Here is a 21215-nt window from a genome sequence, read left to right on the forward strand (position 1 = left end):
TGACAACGTTTTAACCCTCAAAACTGCCAAAGGCGGCCTGAACCAGTTCCATCAATCCGGCCACAATATCCGGGTCATCCGTCAGCGGCTCAATCATGCCTGCGCGGCAAGCTTTAACCGGATCGAAACCAGTGCTAATCAGTGTCGCGGTATATACCAGCAGACGGGTACTCGCGCCCTCTTCAAGATCCTGATCTTTCAATTCCCGAAGGGTATTGGCCAGTACCACCAAACGTTCAGCCATCGACCTGTCCAGTTCTGTCTCGTTGAGCAATACCTCGACTTCGGCCGGAGCCGGTAGATAGTCAAAACTCATCGATAGAAAACGCTGACGGGTACTGGGTTTCATTCCTTTGAGTAAGTTCTGATAGCCGGGGTTATAAGACACCACCAACATGAAGTTGTCCGGCGCATGCAACGTTTCACCGGTTCGGTCGATCGGCAGGATACGCCGGTCATCCGTTAGCGGATGGATAACGACCGTAGTATCCTTACGTGCTTCGACTACTTCATCCAGATAACAGATGCCGCCTTCACGCACCGCCCGGGTTAGCGGGCCATCACTCCACACCGTTGCACCATCACCGATTAAGTGACGCCCCACCAGATCAGACGCACTCAGGTCATCATGACAGGCCACAGTATAGAGAGGCAGATTAAGTTTCTCCGCCATGTAGCTGATAAAGCGGGTTTTACCACAACCTGTTGGCCCTTTAATTAAAACCGGCAGTTTATGCTTGTAAGCATGCATAAAGAGCTCAACCTCATCTCCCTGAGGTTCGTAAAACGGTAATGACTCTTGCTTATCCAGCTGAGTAACAGAACTCATACTCTAACTCCTATCAATCTTCAGAAGGCGTAAGTCAGGGTGATGATCACCCCTAAAACAGGCGCGTACGCCAGTAATATAGCTCGCCAAAACAGAGGCGCATCTTTCAGCCCCATAAACGAATCCACCAGCACTTTTGCTTTTACCGCGGTAACCGCCAGAACAATCGCCACCAACCCCATCGTCACAGTATAAGGTTCAGCCAATAGCGCGGTAGCGATGGTCAATATTAACAATAGCAACCACAACAGGATTAACTTCAGTCCGGCAAATGTTGATCTGCAAGCTTTGCTCATCAGTTAACCTCCGCCGTGTAACACATAAACCAGTGGAAACAGAATCAACCAGAGTAGATCCACCATATGCCAATAGCAGGCGCCGCTTTCAAATTCATTCATACGTTCAGCATGGTAAACGCCCTTAGCAACTTTAATCGCCAGAACAATTAACACCAACATCCCCAGAATCACATGGAACATATGAAATGCAGTCAGACCGAAGTAAAAAAAGTAGAAATCATTGCTGCTCAGGCCAAAGCCCAGCTCGGCAACATGCAGATACTCATACCCCTTTATCGTCAGATAAACGCAAGCACTTAGCAGCGCTAAAACAATATTCCATACCGCTCTTTTCGGCAGATGTTTAAGCAGAGCCTGCTGTGCCGCCACCACAAAATAACTACTGGTCAGTAATGCCAGAGTATTACCCAGACCCGCGTTAATGTTGATATTCGCCTGTCCCTCGGCAAACATCTCAGGAAAGCGGGCGCGTGTGATGGCATAGAGAATAAACAACAGCGCAAACACACTGAGCTCCGCCAGAATAAACAGCCAGACGGCAAAATCACCCGGCAGCATTTTTTCCTCGATAGTTGACTGCGGTATTTCAGCGGCGGTCATCACTTATCCTCGTTAGGCTTTTCAATATTGATGACTGGAATCATCCGATCCCTGTCCGCATTCCGACGCTGATCTCCCGGCGTCCAGTGTAATAATCCGCCTTCAGGGTTACCTTTCTGCACTTCATTGCAGGCATGAATACATTCACTACATTGAGTGCAGGTAAACTTGCGACGCTTGATACTGCGCGCCGGTAGCCGCATAGGACAGGCAGCATCGCAGGCGCTGTTACAGTCTTTGCACAGATCAGCTCGCTGACTGTCAAAGCTCACCATCAACGCTCTAGGATTAGCCATCCAGAGCAAGCTTTGCATCACCCCCAGGGCGCAGCCAAACTTGCAGAACAGATGACGAGCAAACAGAAAGTCACAGAGAAAGACCAGCGTCGCTACACTGATAAAAATCGCACTACCGCCGCCTAATTGCATCTGCAGCAAGTCCTGATACAGCTCCCCTGGGGGCACCAGATAACCCAGTAAACCTATCGACCAGACCAACGCCATCAGCGTACTGCTGCAGACCAGCATCAGCCAGGCAATCCCACTGTGAGGCTTACTGCCTTTTTCCCAGACAGTTGGTCGGCCAATCAGCTTTTGCATCAGCCCGTTAATCAGCTCTACCACTGAGAAATGCGGGCATAACCAGCCACAATACAGGCGACCATATTTAGCAGCGACCCAGATTCCGGTAGCAACCAGTATAACAATCGGTAACAGCACCCGTATCAGGATCTGAAACGCGGCATCCGTATCCGTCGCCCCGGCAATAGCCTCATCGATACCTAATCCTAATGGCTGACCAAAGAGAATAAAGTGCCCTTCCGTCAAATCATAACGAAACAGATCAGTAATCGGTGCGATCAGAAACAGGATAAAAAAAGCGGTGCGGCTTAAATTGCGATAAAGCTGTTGAGGTTGAAGCATGACAAAGACCCGATATAGCCCCCGCCTGATGGCGGGAGCTGCTGTGTCGGATTAGCTGGACACTACATTTTCAGCAGGTGTCAGACGCGCTTCTTCACCTTTAACGAAGAAGCTTGTGATATAGGTAATCAGACCGATCAGGAAGATCAGGCCAGCTCCTTCACGCAGCCAATAGAACATCGCGAGTTGATCCTGCACCACCATGAAAGCCTGCGGTGTTTCACTATAACGCTGCAGATATACCTGCAGGATACCGGCACCGGTCAGGAACAGGGTGATAAACACCATGGACACCGTCATCAGCCAGAAACCCCACATCTCAACAACCTGAGATTTATTGCTGTTCGCCGCATCACGCCCATTCAAAATAGGCATCGCGTAAGAGATCATCGTCAGGACGATCATGACGTAAGCACCGTAGAATGCCATATGACCGTGCGCTGCAGTGATCTGAGAACCGTGAGTGTAGTAATTCACCGGCGCCAGCGTATGCAGGAAGCCCCAGACACCGGCCCCAAGGAATGCCATTACACCGGTTCCCAGTGCCCAGAGTGTAGCGGCACGGTTAGGATGCTGACGGCGACGTTTATTCACCATATTGAATGCAAACAAAGTCATCATGAAGAACGGTATAGGTTCCATTGCAGAGAATACAGAACCGATCCACAGCCAGTAATCTGGCGTACCGATGAAGAAGTAGTGGTGACCAGTACCTAATAGACCAGTAATCAGCGCCATGGCAATAATGATGTACAACCACTTCTCGATAACTTCGCGGTCGACGCCGGTAATCTTAATCAGCGTAAAGGCCAGAATGGAGCCCAGAATCAGTTCCCATACACCCTCTACCCAGAGATGAACAACCCACCACCAGAACATCTTATCCAACACCAGGTTGGTAGGATTGTAGAAAGAGAACAGGAAGAAGACGGCCAGACCCACCAGCCCCATCAGCAACACCATTGAGATGACGGTCTTACGTCCACGCAGGATAGTCATACCGATATTGAAGATAAAGCCCAGCACCACGATCACAATACCTATTTTGGTAATGGTCGGCTGCTCCAGAAACTCTCGTCCCATGGTTGGTAACAGGTCATTACCGGTAATTTTTGCCAGCGTTGCATAAGGCACTGCCAGATAACCAACAATCGTCAGAGCGCCAGCTACCAGGAAGACCCAGAACAGAATGAGCGCCAGCTTGGGCGAATACAGCTCGGTCTGCGACTCTTCCGGCACCATGAAATATGATGCACCCATAAAGCCAAACAGCAGCCATACGATCAACAGGTTGGTATGCACCATACGGGCAACGTTAAACGGGATTTCAGGAAACATGAAGTCCCCGATTACATACTGCAATCCCATAATGACACCGAACAGAATCTGTCCGACAAACAGGCCAATTGCCGCAATAAAATACGGTTTGGCAACTGACTGTGATGAATACTTCATAATTGCCCCTTAGCCCTGAATATTTGGTGGCCAGTTGTTAGTATCAATTTCTGAAGAGTACTTCAGGAATTCTGCAATAGCGTCCAGCTCTTCCTCACTCAGGTTAAACTGAGGCATGCTGCGACGACCGGGAATACCGTCAACAGGACGGCTCTTAATAAACCCTTTGATCGCCTCTTTACTGCGACCAAAACGCTCATACACATTCCCCAGCTCAGGCGCAAAATATGCCCCCTCGCCCAGCAGGGTATGACAACCGATACAGTTATTGTCTTCCCAGACTTTCTTACCCAGAGCAACCTCCGGTGTAATATTCTGACGATTATCCCGTTCTGGGAGCACCGTCACCGTATGCGTGGACAAACCAATCAACATCAGCAGGAAAAAAAGACTCCCGCCGTAGAAGATATTTCTGGCCATCGACTTGGTAAATGTTTGATTCATTAGGTATCTCCAAACCCTTTCCAGAGCAGCCAAACACTCTGGACCCTACGACAGTATTATTAGCTGGCCGCTATTGTCTCAGGCCACCCGCTGCCAGCCTTGACCATAATCAATAATGGGAAAATACTTGATAAAAACTGTCGGTTTTGTTTCGGTAGGGGGATGAATACTTTTAAGAAACAGCAATCTAATCTGGCCATCGCTGCTCAGGCCCTTTATTTACTGAATCTGTTGGCTCTGCCAGGCCTGTCACTACTGGTACTGATCGGGCTTTTTTTTAAGCAACAGAAAAACCCTGATCAACTAGGGCGCTGTCATCTGTATCAGGCAACTTTACTCAGTTTGTGGGGGCTAGTGCTATTGATTGGCGGAGGATTGCCGCTCTGGCTACTGCTGGGCGACAGTCCGGCAGGGATCACAATGACATTGCTCTATCTGATTGTGATTCATACCGGTTTTGTGCTGCTGGGTATAATCGGGCTGGCAAAAGCGATCAGCGGCCAGCACTTTCATCCCTGTCGCAAGCGCTGTTCTTAGCTGCCTTAATCTGATCATTAGACGCAGGCAGCCGGTTTCTCCGCGATAAAACTCAGATCAGATTAGCTCTGGAGCGCGCATCTGCTGCACCCTGATGATCACCCCCATCAGTACGAATATCAGCGATCAAAAACCACAATTTACGCTCCATTCCAGAACGTCCCCTGGCCAGAGCCAGGCCTTTTAAAGCCAGTTGTTCAGCCTGCAGGTACTGTCCCTGCTGGCGCCGCAGATCCGCCAATTGCAGATACACCTGTGGATCGCGGGGCGCAATTCGCTGCGCCCGTTCTAAACTGCTTTGAGCCGCACGATATTCGCCCTGATTCTGCTGCTGACGGGCACCGTCTAACAACGCAACTACCGCAGGATTTCGCTTAGTTACAGGCGCCGGAGCCGCCACTTCACTGGTCACTACAGTAAAGCCCTGACCGGTATCTACCGGCGTCGCCACCGCAGTGCCGGAACCCGCATTACGATCAATCGCCACTTCGCTCCCTGACACAGAGCGATCTTCTACCGTTGGGCTCAGATTGGCATTACCGCCGATACACCCACTCAGCAACGAGGTAAACACCAGCCCAAGGCCTGTACTGATAATTTTTTTCATCTGTTTTATTCCGATCTGAACCAGCGCTTGAACAATTCAAGCGGATTACTAACGATAGTATCACCACAGCCGGATGATTCCTGTGGCTCTGACCCCTTAATAAAGGGCAGTTGCCGGGCTCCTTCACAGCCTTCTCCAGACATTAGTCCGGTAGCATCTTCCACCCAATGATACTCGATATCTTCAGGCCTTTCTGCCATAAATGGCTGGGGCCGCGACTGCTTCATGAACTCAGTCCAGACTCGCAATGCACCGCTACTACCTGTCAGTGGCAACGGCTTATTATCATCCAGCCCCAGCCAAACTACCGCCAAACGATCACCAGCAAAGCCGGCAAACCAACTGTCCCGCTGATCATTAGTGGTGCCGGTCTTCCCCGCCACAACCAACTCTCTGGGTAAGCGACTGTAAACCGAACGGGCCGTTCCTTCCGTGACAACCTCCTGCAAAGCATACTGAATCAGATGCACCGGACCACCGGCTACGGTCTGCATAATGCTGAACGGATAGCGGGATAGTTCCTCATTATGACTATCGGTGACCATTCGAATCGCTCGCATCGGCACCTGAAAGCCATTCCCTGCGATAGTCTGATACAGCTGCGCGACTTCCAGCGGCGACAGCGCTGTAGACCCAAGCAACATCGACGGATAGGCTTTCACATCTCGCTGAAGCCCCAACCGTTTGAGCATATCAACTACTTTCCCGGTCCCCACCTCAAGCCCCAAACGGGCGGTCGACTGGTTATAAGAATGCGCCAAGGCACTGTGCAACGGCACCAGGCCATGACTACTACGACTATAGTTTTTCGGTTGCCATACATCACCATTGGGTAACTGCACATCGACCGGTTCGTCCTCTATGATCGAAGACAGCGTATATCCTTCCTCCAGCGCGGTCAGGTAAACCGCCGGTTTAATCAGCGATCCGACCGGCCGCAAAGCATCCAGGGCCCGGTTAAACCCCTGATAGCGGGTATTCCGTCCCCCCACAACTGCCAACACTTCGCCACTCAGAGGATTACTCACCACCATACTGCCTTCCAGCTCTTTCACCGGCTTGCCATGGCGTTTTTGCAGTTTGGCAACTACCTCAACCAGACTACGCTCAGCACGTATCTGTGCGATCGGATCAAGCGCAGTAAAGACCCGTAAACCTTCGCTACTCAGTGCTTCTTCCGGATACTCTTCCCGCAGCTGGCGTTTCACCAGATCCATATAGGCCGGATAGGCTCCTTTCAACAGACTTTGTTGTTTCACCACACCCAGGGACTGCTGTTCAGCTTTGAATCGTTCTGCCGCTGTTATATTGCCCTGCTCCTGCAACACTTGAAGTACCAGGTTACGGCGCTGAATTGCACGTTGCGGATGCCGTCTGGGATCATAATAAGAAGGGCCTTTTACCATTGCAGCCAGCAGTGCAACCTGATGTAACTTTAGCTCCCGAATCGGCTGCGCAAAGAAATACTGACTGGCCAGACCGAATCCGTGAATCGCTCGTGCACCCTCCTGTCCCAGATAGACCTCATTCAGGTAGGCCTCCAGAATTTCATCTTTGCTGTAATGCAGGTCCAGCAGCATCGCCATCGGAATCTCTGCCAGCTTACGGCTCAACGAACGCTCTGAGCTCAGATAGAAGTTCTTAATCAGCTGCTGAGTCAGGGTACTGCCTCCCTGAACAAAACGCTTAGCCTTAACATTAGCCACCATCGCCCGGGCGATACCCCGGGGAGACACGCCGTAATGGTTGTAATAGTTACGGTCTTCAATAGCGATAAGCGCATCAACCAGATGCTGTGGTGCCTCAGAGAGCTGAATCAGATCCCGGTCTTCATTGTCTCTGGGGTAGATTCCCCCAATCAGCGCAGGTTCTAAACGCGCCAGCGGCAACGATCTGCCAGAGGCATCACGGATCGCACTCAGCTGATCACCACGAAACTCGATCAACAACTTACGGGCATCCTCTGGGCCATCGGGAAAGTCAAAGCCTCGGGTGTAAACCCGTGCTCTGGAACTGGCCCATTCTGCGCTGCCTGGCTGAGAGGCCTGGGCGGTAAACTGATAACCCAGTCCTTTTAACTCAATTTTCAGGTCTTCTCGGCTGAGATTTTGCCCCGGAAAGAGCTCCAGCGGACGAGCATAAACTTTCGCAGGTAAGGCCCAGCGCTTGCCCTCAAACTTAGCTTTCACCTGCGCATCAAGATAAACCAGCCCTGCCCCGGCTACGACCAGGACAACCAGCGTTAATTTCAATAGTAATTTAAAAAGACGTCGCTTCCAGGACGACTTTTTTGGCGGCGTTTTGCGACTCTTTTGGGAACGGGATGAAGCTGCCCCTCTCTTTTTTGCCATTGGCTACGTATAATCCTCTATAAAATCCGGGCAACTACTTGTTCAATTACTAATCGGCTACTCACAAATCAATGACTCAAGCACTGATCACAGCCCTGTCAGATCCAAACAATTATCCTCATCCGGTCACTGATATCCGGGTGATTGAGACGCATATCTCCTGGGTAATTCTGACAGGCGAGATTGCTTACAAAATCAAAAAGCCCGTCAATTTCGGGTTCCTTGATTTTACCAGCCTGGAGAGTCGCAAACACTACTGTAATGAAGAACTACGCCTTAATCAGCGATTAGCCCCCGATATTTATCAGCAGGTTGTGTCTATTTGTGGCTCTGCGGCAAATCCCAGCTTAACGCATAGCGAATTAACTTCATCTGAACTGACCGAAGAACCTTTCGAATATGCAGTGCAGATGCGACAGTTTGATGATTCTCTGCGCTTAGACCGCCTATTAGAGAAAAGTGCCCTGACGGCTGAACATATTGACGCACTGAGCCAGCAAATCGCAAACTTTCATCTTCAGGTCCCCCATGCCAGCACGGATGGTCCCTGGGGAGAGCCAGACACAATCTGGAACGTAGTGAGTGATAACTTTCTCCATACCGGTGAGCACCTGGATACACTGGATGACTGGATGGAACTGCAGCAACTGGCTTATCAGATCAGTCAGCAGTTTCGCAGCCTGACACCGAAAATAGAGCAGCGTAAACGGGAAGGCAATATTCGTGAGTGCCACGGCGATCTGCACTTGGCGAATACAACCCTGCTGGATGATCAGGTGCGATTATTTGACTGTATCGAATTCAATCTTGAATTTCGCTGGATTGATACCATCTGCGATCTGGCATTTTTGTTGATGGACCTTGAAGCCAACCAGCAGCAACAACTTTCTCATCGCGCCCTGAACCGTTATCTGGAGCTAACCGGCGACTACGACGGCACTCAACTACTCAACTTCTATAAGGGTTATCGGGCGATGGTCCGGGCCAAAGTCTCGATGATCGGCGCCGAACGGGATCTGCAGGAATACCACCGCTATATCAAACTGGCCCTGAGTTACGCCAATAAGCCTTCACCGGTATTATTCCTGATGCACGGCGTTTCTGGCAGTGGTAAAAGTTATATCAGCCAGCAACTGCTCGAACGCAGTGGCGCCATCCGCATCCGCTCAGATATTGAACGTAAGCGGTTGCACCGGGAACTCAGTCTGAAAGGAGACAATCTGGAGCTCTATGGGCATGAGATGAATGTACACACATACAATCACCTCAAAGCGCTGACGCTAAAGCTACTTAAAGTGGGTGAGTCGGTTATTGTTGATGCGACGTTTATCCGGGAACGTACCCGTACCAGCTATATTCAGATGGCCGAAAAACTCAGCATCGAAATCCGCATCATCTCCTGCAGCTGTAATCAGGCACTGATGGAGCAACGCCTTGAACGACGTCAGCAGGAAGGCATCGACCCTTCGGATGCGAATGTCGAGATCATGCGACAACAACAGAGTAGTAAACAACCCTTATCCAAAGCAGAGCAGGCCTTCAGCTACAACGTAAATAGCAACGCTGCAGAACCGATAAAAAACCTCTGTGAGCTGATCAGACAGGATCCGCTGATCGCCCTGCCTCTCAGCTAACCCTTTCTAAAGGAAAAGAGGACGCAGGCAACATTAAGTGACCAGCATCCTTTATCGGCTACTGAACAATGGACCGGTTTCCGTATCCACCTTGCGTACCATCACCTGATACAGATCGCTTAAGCACGATTCTGTCATCACCTCGTCGACCGCGCCTGAAGCCAGCATCTGTCCGTTCTGCAATAACACAACCTGATCCGCCAGCTGGGCTGCCAGATTCAGATCATGCAAGACACAGCAAACTGCGACACCTGTGGCCGCTACCTGCCGGATACGCTGCATCAGCAGTTGCTGGTATTTCAGATCCATCTCGCTGACAGGCTCATCCAATAGCAGCACCCGACACTGATCACCCACCTGCGCCATCACCCGAGCAACCTGAACCCGCTGCTGTTCGCCTCCTGACAGCCTGGTGTACTGACGTTGCGCCAACTGATCCAGCTCAAACTGCGTCAGGTAGTATTTCACCCGCTCAGTCATCGCCACGGCGTCCAGTTGTAATGGATAGCAGCCCAGTGCCACCACCTCTTCAACCCGAAAAGAAAAGCTTAATGGCTGCTGCTGAGTATACATTGCCAGATAGCAAGCACGCAGTTGTGGGTCAAGCCCTGCCACCGGCTGCTCGTCTAATAATACAGAGCCGCTATCCGGAGAATGTTGCCCGGATAACAAACCTAATAAACTGGATTTTCCAGCGCCATTAGGCCCCAGCAATACCGTCACTTCACCCGGTTTAAGCTCTAGATTCATACCCTGAAGTAATAATTTACCTTGTCGACTCAGACTCAGGTGACTTGCTGTTAGCATATACCTGACTCCTGTTTACGTCGGCTCAGTAATAACAGAAAGAACGGCCCGCCCACCAGCGCAGTGACTATCCCCACCGGCAGTTCCGCCGGAGAGACCAACAGACGGGAAAGAATATCCGCTACGGTCAGTAACACTGCGCCCAGCAAACCCGATAACGGCAATAGTCGGCGGTTATCCGGGCCTGTCAGCAGGCGCACCAGATGAGGCACCACCAATCCGACAAAGCCGATAATACCGGTCAACGCTACGACCGCACCGACGCCCAGAGCAATCAGCAGAATCATCACTCGTTTACAGCGCACAACATCCAGACCTAACAGGCTCGCTTGCTGCTCTCCCAGTAACAGCAAATTTAATTTCTGACCATAACGGGGCAACAACCATAAAACGGGTAATGCCGCCACCAGCAACACCAAAAGATCCTGCCAGCGACTATGGTTCAGACTACCCAGCAACCAGAAACTCAACTGCCGCAATTCATTATCGGCAGCAAAGTACTTCAACCCACCCAGCCCAGCGAGGGCAATCGCATTAATCGCAATACCACAGAGCAACATATTAGTGACAGAGATCCCCTGCAAGGTGACGGCTAACCGAGCCACCAGCAACGTCGTTACCACCCCTCCGGCAAAGGCAGCCAACGGCAACAGTAATCCACCCAATAACGTCACTGAGCTGCCCAATAGCACCATCACTACACCAGCACTCAACGCTGCTCCTGCAGAAATACCGACCAGACCAGGATCCGCAAGGGGATTCCTGAACAGCGATTGAGCAGCTGCACCGGTCATGGCCAACAGAGCTCCGGCTAACAGCGTCAGCAACAAACGCGGCACCCGCAGCTGCCAGAACACCTGACTGGCGACCGAATCTCCAAACACCTCTGTCAAATCAACGGACACAGGCCCCGTAATCAGCGATAAACCCATCACCAACGGCAACATCAGCCAGAATAATCCACTGATTTTCATATCGTTCATCAACGTGTCTCCAATACAAAATCAACCGGGATGCGAACGTAAGACGCTACCGCAATTCCACCCGCTTGAGCGGGCATAAATTGCCATTGCTGAACCGCCTTGCGGGCCGCACGGTCTAAGAGCTCAGAACCCGAGCTCTGCTCTATAAGCACCTCTTGGGCATTACCATCCTGACCAATATTTACCCGTAACATTACCTGCCCCTCAACACCCCGTTTGCGGGCTAAACGTGGATACCGGGGCGGCGTTGGTGGCTGACGAAACACTGGATTCGACTGATACACTGGCGCGGCCGGAATAGTCTCAGGTGCAGAGACGGCCTGTTGTTTGGGAGAAACTATGGGATCATCGACCCGGGTAACCCGTGGCTCTGGCGGCGGAAGCACCTCAGTAGTCGCCGGAGCGGTCGGGGAAACGGCACTCTTTTCAGATAACCGCTGGATTGAAGTGTTTGATTGAGTCGTTTTTATAACCGGCTTTTGGGAAGTCTTAGGTATAATTTTTGAGACCTCTGTTTTGGCCCCCTCTGTTTTGGGCTCAGCTTTATGTGCGCCAACTTCAGGTATTGCAGGCGGTCCGTTTTCCAGCATTTTTTCAACAGTAGCGGTGGCAACAGAACGGTTTTCGGTCACTTTAATCGCCAAACTCTGGCCTCCTAAAGCGGGGGAAGCCTTATCTTCCAACCAACCACTACCGATCAGCGTCAGGTGTACCGCGCCAGACAGAAAGATGGTTATGAGGAATATGCGCGACTCAATCAGAGCCGCCAGCAGGCTGTTCACAAATTCAAATCGCTATAATGTTTATTTAGCATGTATAAGTTATCTGTCGTAACAAAGGCTGGCGATTATAATAGCAGTATCAGCCAGACAGTCTGATATTTTCTCATGGAACTATTAAGCGGATTCACTATGACCACTACCACTCTGTTATGTCAGCTAAGCGAATTGCCAGAGCACGGAGCTAAAGGGTTCGACCTTGACGCGCGTAAACTCTTTGCAGTCAAACGCCAGAAAGAAGTATTTCTCTACGAGAACCGCTGCCCTCATAAAGGGATTCCGTTGGAATGGATGCCCGATATTTTTCTTGATGCAGAAAAACAGTTTATCCAGTGCTCGACCCACGGAGCACTGTTCACTATCGATCAAGGGCAGTGCATCGCAGGCCCCTGTGTCGGTGCCAGACTGCAACAGGTCGACTTCACAATCATCGATGGCGCAATCTGCATCCAGAATTAACAGACTCAGAGGTGAAGCGGCAATGGGTGACTGATTGTCACTTCCTGTGGGGTAATTTTTGCACCATACGCATAGACCTCAACCCCGGCGAGGACCGCTTCGCGCAACAACTGACCATATTCCGGGTCTATATGGTCGGCCGGGTGAACTTGCTCAATCCCCGTATGCGGAACACAAAAAACTAATACCGACCTATGCCCCCGTTCTACCATCAACATCAACTCACGCAGATGTTTGGCACCCCGGGTCGTTACCGCATCAGGAAAAGCACCAACGCCCTGTTGCTCCAATAGCGTGACGTTCTTGATCTCCACGTAGCAGGATGGCCGTTGAGCGTCCTCTAAAAAAAGGTCAATACGGCTATTTTCATCACCGTACTTCACCTCCTGACGAATCGAATCATAGCCCTGCAGCTCGTCAATCACGCCATTTTCTATCGCTTCTCTGATCAGACCGTTAGCCCGACCGGTATTGATACAGGCCCAAAACTGTCCTTCAACCTGAACCAATTCCCAGCCAAACAGATATTTTCGTTTCAGGTTTCCGGAGTCCTGGATCCAGACTTCACTCCCCGGATCAGCACAGTTCTTCATCGATCCCGTATTCGGGCAATGAACGGTCAGCTGGCGGCCATTATCCAGTTCAATATCCGCCAGAAATCGCTTATAACGCTTTATCAACCGCCCCTGCTGCATATTTTCCAGTTTCATAGCGTCAGTCGCTTACGCAAACGGGATAACGCTTTCTCTATCTGTGCGATGCCAGTGGTATAGGAAAAACGGATAAACTGATTGGCGCGGTGATCGCCAAAGTCTATACCCGGGGTCACGGCCACTTTGTCCTGCTCCAGCAGTTCCCAGCAGAAATCAAAGGTATTATCCGTCAGGTGCGATGCGTCAGCATAAACATAGAACGCCCCTTCCGGGGTCAGAGGAATACCAAAACCCAGTTCACGCAGCCCACTGACCAAAAGATCCCGACGCTCCTGAAAAGCCGTTCGACGCTGCTCAAGAATAGTTGTTGTTTCCGGACTAAATGCCTCCAGCGCTGCATATTGAGCAATAGTCGGAGGCGAAATAAACAAATTTTGAGCCAGCCGTTCAATCTCGCTAACCGCTGATTCAGGCACCACTGTCCAACCTAATCGCCACCCTGTCATACCGAAGTATTTGGAAAAACTATTGAGTACAAACGCATCCTGATCCACTTCAAGTACCGAGGTCGCATCAAAACCATAGGTCAGCCCATGATAAAGCTCATCCACAACCAGATGCCCGGCCTTCGCCCGGACCGTCTGTGAAATAAGTTCCAACTGCTCCCGGTGCACCACACTCCCAGTAGGGTTAGCAGGTGATGCCAGTAACACCCCGGCGGTCTGAGCATCCCAGTTCTGCTCTATCAATTCAGGTGTCAGTTGATAATTATCACTGGCTTCGGCAGGCACTAGTTGCCCGCGGGCTTCCAATAGCCTTAAGAAACGGGGATTGCAGGGGTAACCCGGGTCCGCCATCATAAAACGTTGCCCCGGATTAGCCAGCGTGGCAAACACCATTAATAACGCCCCTGAAGCACCGGCGGTTACAATGACTCGCTCAGCAGGGATATCCAGGCCATAACGTTGTTGATAGAAGCCCGCTATCGCTTCACGCAGCGGTGGGATACCTGCTGCCGGAGTGTATTGAGTGTGCCCAGCACGAATAGCCGCTATACCCGCCTCTGCAATGGGCTCCGGCGTCGCAAAATCAGGTTCCCCGGCACACATATGCACGACATCATGCCCAAGTGCATCAAGCTCTTTTGCCCGTTTTAACAGGTCCATAACCTTAAAGGACTCAATTTCAGCAACACGATCCGACCAGTTACTCATTGCAGGCGGTTTCCTTGTGGATATAAAACAAACATTAACAGATGCGCAGATTATACATTAGTACTAATCCCAGCAAAGAGTCTCCCGCCCCTCAGGGACTAATAGAGACAAACTAACAACCAAGGGAAAACCTGATAATCACTGCTATAGTTAAAGGTTATGCAACTGTCACTTTCTGTATACATACAACAGTTTGATAAAGCTAAGGTTTATGAACACTTGGGATTAGATGTTTTTTGACCTACTTTTTTGATCTGGGGGCTGGTGAAACCTCAACGGTTCTGGTAACTTCAGCTCCCTTCTGATTGTTGGTTTATTTTCACCAGCATCAAGGCCGTTGGTAGAAGCGTTCGGGCACGGTTGCCCGACTTGTAGAAAGAGAAGCGAGGCAGAACTATGCCGAATCAAGATACACAGTTCACACACTTTGAGCCTTATCCTATTAAGGAAGGCGAAGAGTACATGAATGAGCCTCAAAAGGATCATTTCCGCAATATACTGAATGCCTGGAAACAGGAACTGATGGAAGAGGTTGATCGGACCGTAAACCATCTACAGGAAGAAGCAACTAACTTTGCTGATCCCAGTGATCGTGCCAGTCAGGAAGAGGAGTTCAGTCTGGAACTTCGTACCCGTGACCGTGAGCGCAAACTTATCAATAAAATTTCCAAAGCCATGGAAACTATTGATGAAGATGATTACGGCTATTGTAATGCCTGCGGTGTAGAAATCGGAGTGCGTCGTCTCGAAGCCCGTCCGACTGCAACTTTGTGTATCGATTGCAAAACGCTGGCTGAGATTAAAGAGAAGCAGCTCGGTATCTGATCTGTTTGCGGCTGATTCTTAATCAGCCGCTGTTACAATGGTCTATACTGGACGCTTCGCCCCCTCACCCACTGGGCCGCTTCATTTCGGCTCACTTCTGGCGGCCCTTGCCAGCTATCTTGACGCCCGCGCCCACCAGGGAGACTGGCTGATTCGAATTGAAGATCTGGATCCTCCTCGCGAAGTCAAAGGCGCTACCGACAGCATACTCATTACACTTGAGCAGTTTGGTCTCCACTGGGATGGGGAAGTCATCCTACAGAGTCACCGTCTGAGCCTCTATAATGAGATCCTTACAGAGCTCTCAAACAATTCCCTGGCATACCCCTGCAACTGCTCCAGACAACAAATACAACGGCGCAGCGGTAGCGTCCGTTACGATGGATTTTGTCGCAGCCATCCCCCCGATATCGATCAGATTTGTGCCATTCGCAGTCGTTGCGATACAGACTACCGCTTTGATGACCGAATCCTGGGCCCTCAGGACTTTAGCGACCAGCAGGAAGATTTTGTTATTTTCCGGCGTGATGGTCTGTTTGCCTACCAGATAGCCGTCACCATTGATGATGCTGAACAGCAGGTCTCGCATATCGTGCGTGGATCCGATCTACTTGACTCAACGCCGAAACAGATTCATCTGCAACACCAGCTAGGCTATCAACAACCTATCTACGCGCACATACCGGTTGCCACAAACGCTTTGGGACAAAAACTCAGCAAACAGACCTTTGCTCCGGCGCTGAATCAGGGTGAAAGATTACAACTCATGATCAGAGCATTAGATTTCCTTGGACAACAACCTTTAAAAGAACTTGCTGACAGCAGTATAGAAGAATGCCTAAGCTGGGCCGTAGAGCACTGGGATATCAACAATATCCCGGCCTGCCTCAGCATCTCCCTGGAGGAAAGTTAATGCATTTCTACCGACTCTTAATCGTGTTGATGATCGGCGGGTACTTACTATCTCCCCTACTGGATCAGTGGTGGCCAGACTCAGCCACACCCTGGTACCGACCTTTTATTATCTGGGCAGCATTAATCCTGATCGTTGCAATTCTTGAGCGGAGGCGACGCCGGGATGAGTTTTAATCTGACCGAGTTATTATTCATCGCAACAACCTATCTGACCTTTCTCTTTGGTACCGCTTACATTACCGAAAAAGGCTGGATTCCAACCCGGATAATCTACCACCCGGTCACCTATATTCTGTCACTGGGAGTGTTCACCAGCGTCTGGACCTTTTACGGAACTTTCGCCCAAGCAAAAACCTCTGGTTACAGCTTTCTAGCCTCCTACCTGGGTGGATCTGCAGCTTTTTTCCTGGCACCGGTTATTTTGGTCCCTATTCTCCGAATCACCCGAACCTATCAGCTTAGCTCCCTTGCCGATCTGTTTGCCTTTCGCTTTCGTTCTGCAACAGCCGGCACACTGACCGCGCTATTTTCACTTATTGCGATACTGCCACTGATCTCAATTCAGATTCATGCCGTTACAGAGTCCCTGCACATTCTTAACCAAGACTTTTCCTCCGAACAGGTGGCAATCGGCTTCTGTACTCTGATCGCGCTTTTCTCAATTCTTTTCGGTGCTCGAAATCCTTCTCTGCGCTATAACCGTACCGGTCTCATTGTCGCGATGGCGACCGGTTCGTTAATAAAACTCATCGCCATCGGCAGTATCGCGCTCTTTGCCCTCTATGGTGTTATGGAAGGGCCTGACGGACTCGAGCAGTGGTTGCAGCAACATCCGGAAGAGACGGAAGTATTCAACACCCCACTTGATAGTGATATGTGGAGAACCATGCTATTAGGATTTTTCTCTGCCATTATTGTAATGCCCCATACATTCCACATGATGTTTACTGAAAACACCTCTTCTAACAGCTTACATAAAGCCAGCTGGGGCGTACCTCTCTATCTACTCCTGCTCGCACTGGCAGTACCTCCGATTCTCTGGGCAGGAATAAAACTGGGCGTCGGCGATCAACCCGCTTTTCTGATTCTCAATATGGGTGTCGCACTGGACTCTAATTTTCTGACCATTCTGGCCTTCATCGGCGGCCTGGCTGCGGCAAGCGGTATTATCATCGTCGCGACAATTTCAATTACCTCGATGCTACAGAACCATATCATTTTACCCTTGATTCCACCGGTAGCGACCCACGAACTATACTCACGATTACTCTGGCTGAGACGAACACTGATCATCGTTATGATGCTATTCAGCTACCTGTTTTACAGCAAAATAGGCCTGAACTTTAATCTGCAATGGCTCGGCACACTCACATTCATCGCCTTCATGCAGTTCCTGCCCGGAATACTGGCAACTCTTTTCTGGCCCGGCGCCAATCGCGCAGGCTTCTGTCTGGGACTGATCGCCGGTATGGGCACCTGGATCATTACCATGTTACTGGGTTTGCTTAACGGCACAGATATCGAGACTGCTCAGTTCATTCAACAGGACTGGCACCAGATTGCTATCTACGCTTTAGCTGCCAACATCACCATTTTTCTGCTGGCGTCAGTTATCACCAAAAGCTCTAAAGAGGAGGTCGCCAGCGCCAGTGCCTGTCTGCATAACAGTCTGCAACGCCCCGTTGGCCCTCAACTGGATATCAGCAACAGTGATGAACTGGTGGAGCTCCTCAGTAAACGACTCGGTAAAGCAACCGCGCAACGAGAAATTGATAACGCGTTAAAAGAACTGAGCCTTCTGAATAAAGAACTCGACGCAATCGACCTGATGCGACTCAATACCTTAATAGAAAGCCGTCTCAGCGCACTCTTTGGCCCCGTCGGCGCCAGCCTTTTGCTAAATCAGAATGCCGAAGATAATACCCTGAATTACTATCGCACCCAGGACATTCACTTACTCGAAGGCCAGCTGGAAAACTATCAGACCCGCCTTAGCGGGTTAGCCGCTGAGCTGGACAATCTGCGCCGCCATCATCGAATGACGCTACAGCGACTGCCAATTGGCGCCTGCTCTCTTGACGAAAAAGGTCAGATTATCTTCTGGAACGAGGAGATGGAGCATTTCACCGGGTTGCGTACCCCCTCAGTACTGACGAAGAAGTTGGCAAGCATTTCCGCCCCCTGGGGCGAATTGTTAGCTGAGTTTTCTGCTCAGAAACAAAATCATCTATTGTCACACCATATGCTGATCAATGAAGAAAACTGCTGGATTAGTCTGCATAAAGCCAGCCTGGCGGATGACACTAACGCGATGGTCATTCTGCTTGAGAATGAAACTGAGAACCAGATTCTGGTCAACCGACTGTCCCATAATGAGCGACTCGCTTCCATCGGCCGCTTTGCTGCAGGCGTGGCCCATGAGATAGGCAATCCGGTCACCGGCATCGCCTGCCTTGCCCAGAATCTGAAGTACGAGACCGATGACCCGATTATTCTCGAGAGCGGCGATCAGATTGTCGCCCAAACCGACCGTATTACCCGAATCGTACAATCACTGATCCGTTTTGCTCACACCGGCCAAAGCGACATCCAACGATATGAAGAGTCAGTGAACCTTAAAGAAGTAACGGATGAAGCTATCCATTTAGTATCCATGGATAGCCGGGGGCGTCAGATACAGCTGATCAACAACATTAAGGCGATAGTAACCGTTGGCGGTGACCCTCAACGACTCCTGCAAGTATTCGTCAATCTGATCAATAATGCCTGCGATGCGTCTCCGGAAAACAGTATCGTTTGGCTGGACGCACTGGAACACAGCAGTTCAATCGAAGTAACGGTAACCGATGAAGGTAGCGGCATTGTCAAAGAGCATCAGGACAAACTGTTCGAGCCTTTTTTTACCACCAAAGACCCGGGTAAAGGCACCGGTCTGGGCCTGCCTTTGGTATATAACATCATCGAAGAGCATTATGGTAGTATAAGGATAGTGAGTCCCGCCAATAAAAATCAGAACAATGGCACTCAAGTGGTTATCACCCTCCCCAAAAGCTTACAAGAATAAGCGACAGGATAGATTTGTATTAACAAACACCTGTGGAGGAGGCTAAGAAAGCAAAGGTATACCGAATGAGTCGCATTCTGATCGTAGAAGATGAATCTATTATACGTACGGCCCTCCGACGTCTGCTGGAGCGTAACAGCTATGCTGTGGACGACGCAGGATCTGTCGATGAAGCAACCCGCCAGTTCAACCTTAACGAGTACAACCTGATCATCAGTGACCTACGCTTACCCGGGGCACCGGGTACCGACCTGATCAACCTGGCCAAGGCTGTTCCTGTGGTTATTATGACCAGCTATGCCAGTATGCGCTCTGCGGTTGACGCCATGAAAATGGGCGCGGTCGATTATATCGCCAAACCCTTTGATCATGATGAAGTGCTTGACACCATCGCTAACATTATCAAACTTCGTGGCGCTGAAGATAAAAGCACGCAGACAACCTCTGAAACTGCCGCCCCTCCCTCAACCAATCAAATGGTTGGCACCTGCAAGCCGATGCAGGATCTGTTTAGGCGCATCCACAAAGTTGCCCGGACTGATGCGACTGTTTTAATTCAAGGAGAATCCGGTACTGGTAAGGAATTGGCAGCCCGGGCCATTCACCAACAGAGCGCCCGTGCAGATGCGCCGATGGTATCGGTTAACTGCGCATCAATCCCGGAAACACTGATTGAATCTGAACTCTTCGGTCATGAAAAGGGGGCGTTCACCGGCGCCGATAGTGCTCGCAGTGGTTTAATCGAAGCTGCCGACGGCGGCACCCTGTTTCTGGATGAGATTGGCGAATTACCCCTGGAGGCTCAGGCTCGCCTGCTACGTTTCCTCCAAGAAAATGAAATACGTCGTGTCGGCGCCGTTAAATCTACCCATGTAGATGTCCGTCTCGTCGCTGCCACCCACCGAAACCTAAAAGCACTAGCCAAGACCGGCGAGTTCCGCGAAGATCTGTATTATCGGTTATATGTGATGGAGCTACAGATGCCTCCCCTGAGAGAGAGGGGTGAAGATATCATCGTGATAGCTCAACAATTCCTGCAAAAAAGCTGTGACAAACTCGGTTCCAGATTGCTGAAATTCAGTCACGACGCCTGCCAGACGATGATTCGCTATAACTGGCCCGGTAATGTCAGAGAACTGCAAAACGCTATCGAACGGGCAGTTATCCTAGCCGACGACCATACTATCACCACCGACCTACTGGGCCTTGATATTGAACCCGGCTCACTGGCCGCACTGGAAAGTAATTTTGCCAGTGGTAACTCACTGGTTGCCGAAACAGGCGAGAACGCCTCTGAGCGCCGGCCCGAACAAAATCTATCGCTGGACGATTACTTTCAGCGCTTTGTCTTGGAAAACCAGGACAATATGAGCGAAACCGCCCTGGCGAAGAAGCTAGGAGTCAGTCGAAAGTGCTTATGGGAAAGACGCCAGAAACTCGGCATTCCGAGAAAGCCAAAATAGAACTCAATGTCAACATGCTGGAAAACTACAACTTTCGGATTATAAACCCCTACCAAAAGTGTTACTTATCCCCCATTGAGCAAGTGCAGCATGAGTAAAAAGGTAACACTTTTTGTTACCTTCGATAGGGAACACTGGTAACAAATATAGATTTTTTATTTATTTTTATTAATAATCAATAAGTTACAACTATTGGCACAGACCCTGCTATATTGTAGTCAAGAAGAAAAACAATGCTTAAAGCATGCAATCATAATAAAAATAAAACCCAGATTGCTCGCTTCTAAGTAACCCGCCTCGAATAAAAATAATAATGAGGCTTTAAGCTGATCGCTGATATTGACACTCAAATACAACGGTCCCGAATTAGTGCT

General features: G+C 50.2%; 21 protein-coding genes. 8 read left to right on the top strand and 13 right to left on the bottom strand.

All coding sequences use genetic code 11. The annotated features are described in order from the left end of the window. Positions 1-10: 10 nt before the first annotated feature. The 6 genes from AMJAP_RS16105 to AMJAP_RS16130 are packed head-to-tail and all read right to left on the bottom strand — an operon-like array spanning position 11 to position 4550. On the bottom strand, positions 11-829 hold the full coding sequence (locus AMJAP_RS16105) for a CbbQ/NirQ/NorQ/GpvN family protein (RefSeq protein ID WP_019623159.1): 819 nt from the start codon (positions 827-829) through the stop codon (positions 11-13). Between the two features lie 20 nt (positions 830-849). After that, a complete protein-coding gene (locus AMJAP_RS16110) occupies positions 850-1125 on the bottom strand; it encodes a cytochrome C oxidase subunit IV family protein (protein WP_019623158.1) in 276 nt (91 codons plus the stop codon). A 3-nt stretch (positions 1126-1128) separates the two neighbouring features. Then, positions 1129-1728: a cytochrome c oxidase subunit 3 gene (locus AMJAP_RS16115; RefSeq protein WP_019623157.1), complete on the bottom strand. Its 600-nt coding sequence runs from the start codon at positions 1726-1728 to the stop codon at positions 1129-1131. After that, positions 1728-2651, bottom strand: coding sequence for a 4Fe-4S binding protein (locus tag AMJAP_RS16120; protein ID WP_019623156.1), 924 nt, complete (start codon positions 2649-2651; stop codon positions 1728-1730). The genes AMJAP_RS16115 and AMJAP_RS16120 overlap by 1 nt, the downstream gene beginning before the upstream one ends. A gap of 51 nt (positions 2652-2702) precedes the next feature. Further along, the gene (locus tag AMJAP_RS16125; protein ID WP_019623155.1) at positions 2703-4106 is read right to left on the bottom strand and encodes a cbb3-type cytochrome c oxidase subunit I; all 1404 of its coding nucleotides are present in this window, start codon (positions 4104-4106) and stop codon (positions 2703-2705) included. Positions 4107-4115: 9 nt separating this feature from the next. After that, positions 4116-4550 (bottom strand): c-type cytochrome, encoded by a 435-nt coding sequence (locus tag AMJAP_RS16130; RefSeq protein WP_019623154.1) that lies wholly within the window; start codon positions 4548-4550, stop codon positions 4116-4118. A 162-nt stretch (positions 4551-4712) separates the two neighbouring features. On the opposite strand from AMJAP_RS16130, the gene AMJAP_RS16135 reads away from it, so the two are divergent. Then, entirely contained in the window at positions 4713-5087 is a 375-nt protein-coding gene (locus AMJAP_RS16135) for a hypothetical protein (protein ID WP_019623153.1), read from the top strand. Positions 5088-5139: 52 nt separating this feature from the next. Here AMJAP_RS16135 and AMJAP_RS16140 read toward each other — a convergent pair whose 3' ends face one another. After that, a complete protein-coding gene (locus AMJAP_RS16140) occupies positions 5140-5694 on the bottom strand; it encodes a tetratricopeptide repeat protein (protein ID WP_019623152.1) in 555 nt (184 codons plus the stop codon). Between the two features lie 5 nt (positions 5695-5699). After that, a complete protein-coding gene (gene mrcB / locus AMJAP_RS16145; protein ID WP_019623151.1) occupies positions 5700-8045 on the bottom strand; it encodes a penicillin-binding protein 1B in 2346 nt (781 codons plus the stop codon). Between the two features lie 71 nt (positions 8046-8116). On the opposite strand from mrcB, the gene AMJAP_RS16150 reads away from it, so the two are divergent. After that, positions 8117-9679 carry a bifunctional aminoglycoside phosphotransferase/ATP-binding protein gene (locus tag AMJAP_RS16150; protein ID WP_019623150.1) on the top strand — a complete coding sequence of 521 codons (1563 nt, stop codon included), beginning with the start codon at positions 8117-8119 and terminating at the stop codon, positions 9677-9679. Positions 9680-9730: 51 nt separating this feature from the next. On the opposite strand, the gene AMJAP_RS16155 is transcribed toward AMJAP_RS16150, so the two are convergent. Genes AMJAP_RS16155 through AMJAP_RS16165 form a run of 3 tightly spaced genes read right to left on the bottom strand, consistent with a single transcriptional unit; the run spans position 9731 to position 12251 of the window. Continuing rightward, the gene (locus AMJAP_RS16155; protein WP_019623149.1) at positions 9731-10486 is read right to left on the bottom strand and encodes a heme ABC transporter ATP-binding protein; all 756 of its coding nucleotides are present in this window, start codon (positions 10484-10486) and stop codon (positions 9731-9733) included. Further along, entirely contained in the window at positions 10480-11469 is a 990-nt protein-coding gene (locus tag AMJAP_RS16160) for a FecCD family ABC transporter permease (protein ID WP_019623148.1), read from the bottom strand. Before AMJAP_RS16160 ends, AMJAP_RS16155 begins: the two co-directional genes overlap by 7 nt. After that, the gene (locus tag AMJAP_RS16165; RefSeq protein ID WP_019623147.1) at positions 11469-12251 is read right to left on the bottom strand and encodes an energy transducer TonB; all 783 of its coding nucleotides are present in this window, start codon (positions 12249-12251) and stop codon (positions 11469-11471) included. Before AMJAP_RS16165 ends, AMJAP_RS16160 begins: the two co-directional genes overlap by 1 nt. 129 nt (positions 12252-12380) lie before the next feature. Between AMJAP_RS16165 and AMJAP_RS16170 the strand changes: the two genes are divergently transcribed. Beyond that, positions 12381-12707 (top strand): Rieske (2Fe-2S) protein, encoded by a 327-nt coding sequence (locus AMJAP_RS16170; RefSeq protein ID WP_019623146.1) that lies wholly within the window; start codon positions 12381-12383, stop codon positions 12705-12707. Positions 12708-12712: 5 nt separating this feature from the next. On the opposite strand, the gene sfsA is transcribed toward AMJAP_RS16170, so the two are convergent. Together sfsA and AMJAP_RS16180 are read right to left on the bottom strand one after the other, a co-directional pair. Continuing rightward, on the bottom strand, positions 12713-13417 hold the full coding sequence (gene sfsA / locus AMJAP_RS16175; protein WP_019623145.1) for a DNA/RNA nuclease SfsA: 705 nt from the start codon (positions 13415-13417) through the stop codon (positions 12713-12715). Beyond that, entirely contained in the window at positions 13414-14574 is a 1161-nt protein-coding gene (locus AMJAP_RS16180) for a pyridoxal phosphate-dependent aminotransferase (protein ID WP_019623144.1), read from the bottom strand. The genes sfsA and AMJAP_RS16180 overlap by 4 nt, the downstream gene beginning before the upstream one ends. Before the next feature lie 396 nt (positions 14575-14970). Between AMJAP_RS16180 and dksA the strand changes: the two genes are divergently transcribed. The 5 genes from dksA to AMJAP_RS16205 all read left to right on the top strand — a co-directional run bounded on the left by dksA (position 14971) and on the right by AMJAP_RS16205 (position 20841). Further along, on the top strand, positions 14971-15399 hold the full coding sequence (gene dksA, locus AMJAP_RS16185) for an RNA polymerase-binding protein DksA (RefSeq protein ID WP_019623143.1): 429 nt from the start codon (positions 14971-14973) through the stop codon (positions 15397-15399). A gap of 37 nt (positions 15400-15436) precedes the next feature. Next, positions 15437-16312 (top strand): tRNA glutamyl-Q(34) synthetase GluQRS, encoded by an 876-nt coding sequence (gluQRS, locus tag AMJAP_RS16190; RefSeq protein ID WP_019623142.1) that lies wholly within the window; start codon positions 15437-15439, stop codon positions 16310-16312. Next, the gene (locus AMJAP_RS16195; protein ID WP_019623141.1) at positions 16312-16488 is read left to right on the top strand and encodes an Asp23/Gls24 family envelope stress response protein; all 177 of its coding nucleotides are present in this window, start codon (positions 16312-16314) and stop codon (positions 16486-16488) included. The genes gluQRS and AMJAP_RS16195 overlap by 1 nt, the downstream gene beginning before the upstream one ends. Next, positions 16478-19378, top strand: a complete 2901-nt coding sequence (locus AMJAP_RS16200) for an ATP-binding protein (RefSeq protein ID WP_019623140.1) — start codon at positions 16478-16480, stop codon at positions 19376-19378. Before AMJAP_RS16195 ends, AMJAP_RS16200 begins: the two co-directional genes overlap by 11 nt. Before the next feature lie 65 nt (positions 19379-19443). Next, positions 19444-20841, top strand: coding sequence for a sigma-54-dependent transcriptional regulator (locus AMJAP_RS16205; RefSeq protein WP_019623139.1), 1398 nt, complete (start codon positions 19444-19446; stop codon positions 20839-20841). Positions 20842-21215 lie beyond the last annotated feature (374 nt).

The sequence above is a fragment of the Amphritea japonica ATCC BAA-1530 genome (genome assembly GCF_016592435.1).
Taxonomy (GTDB): Bacteria; Pseudomonadota; Gammaproteobacteria; order Pseudomonadales; family Balneatricaceae; genus Amphritea; species Amphritea japonica.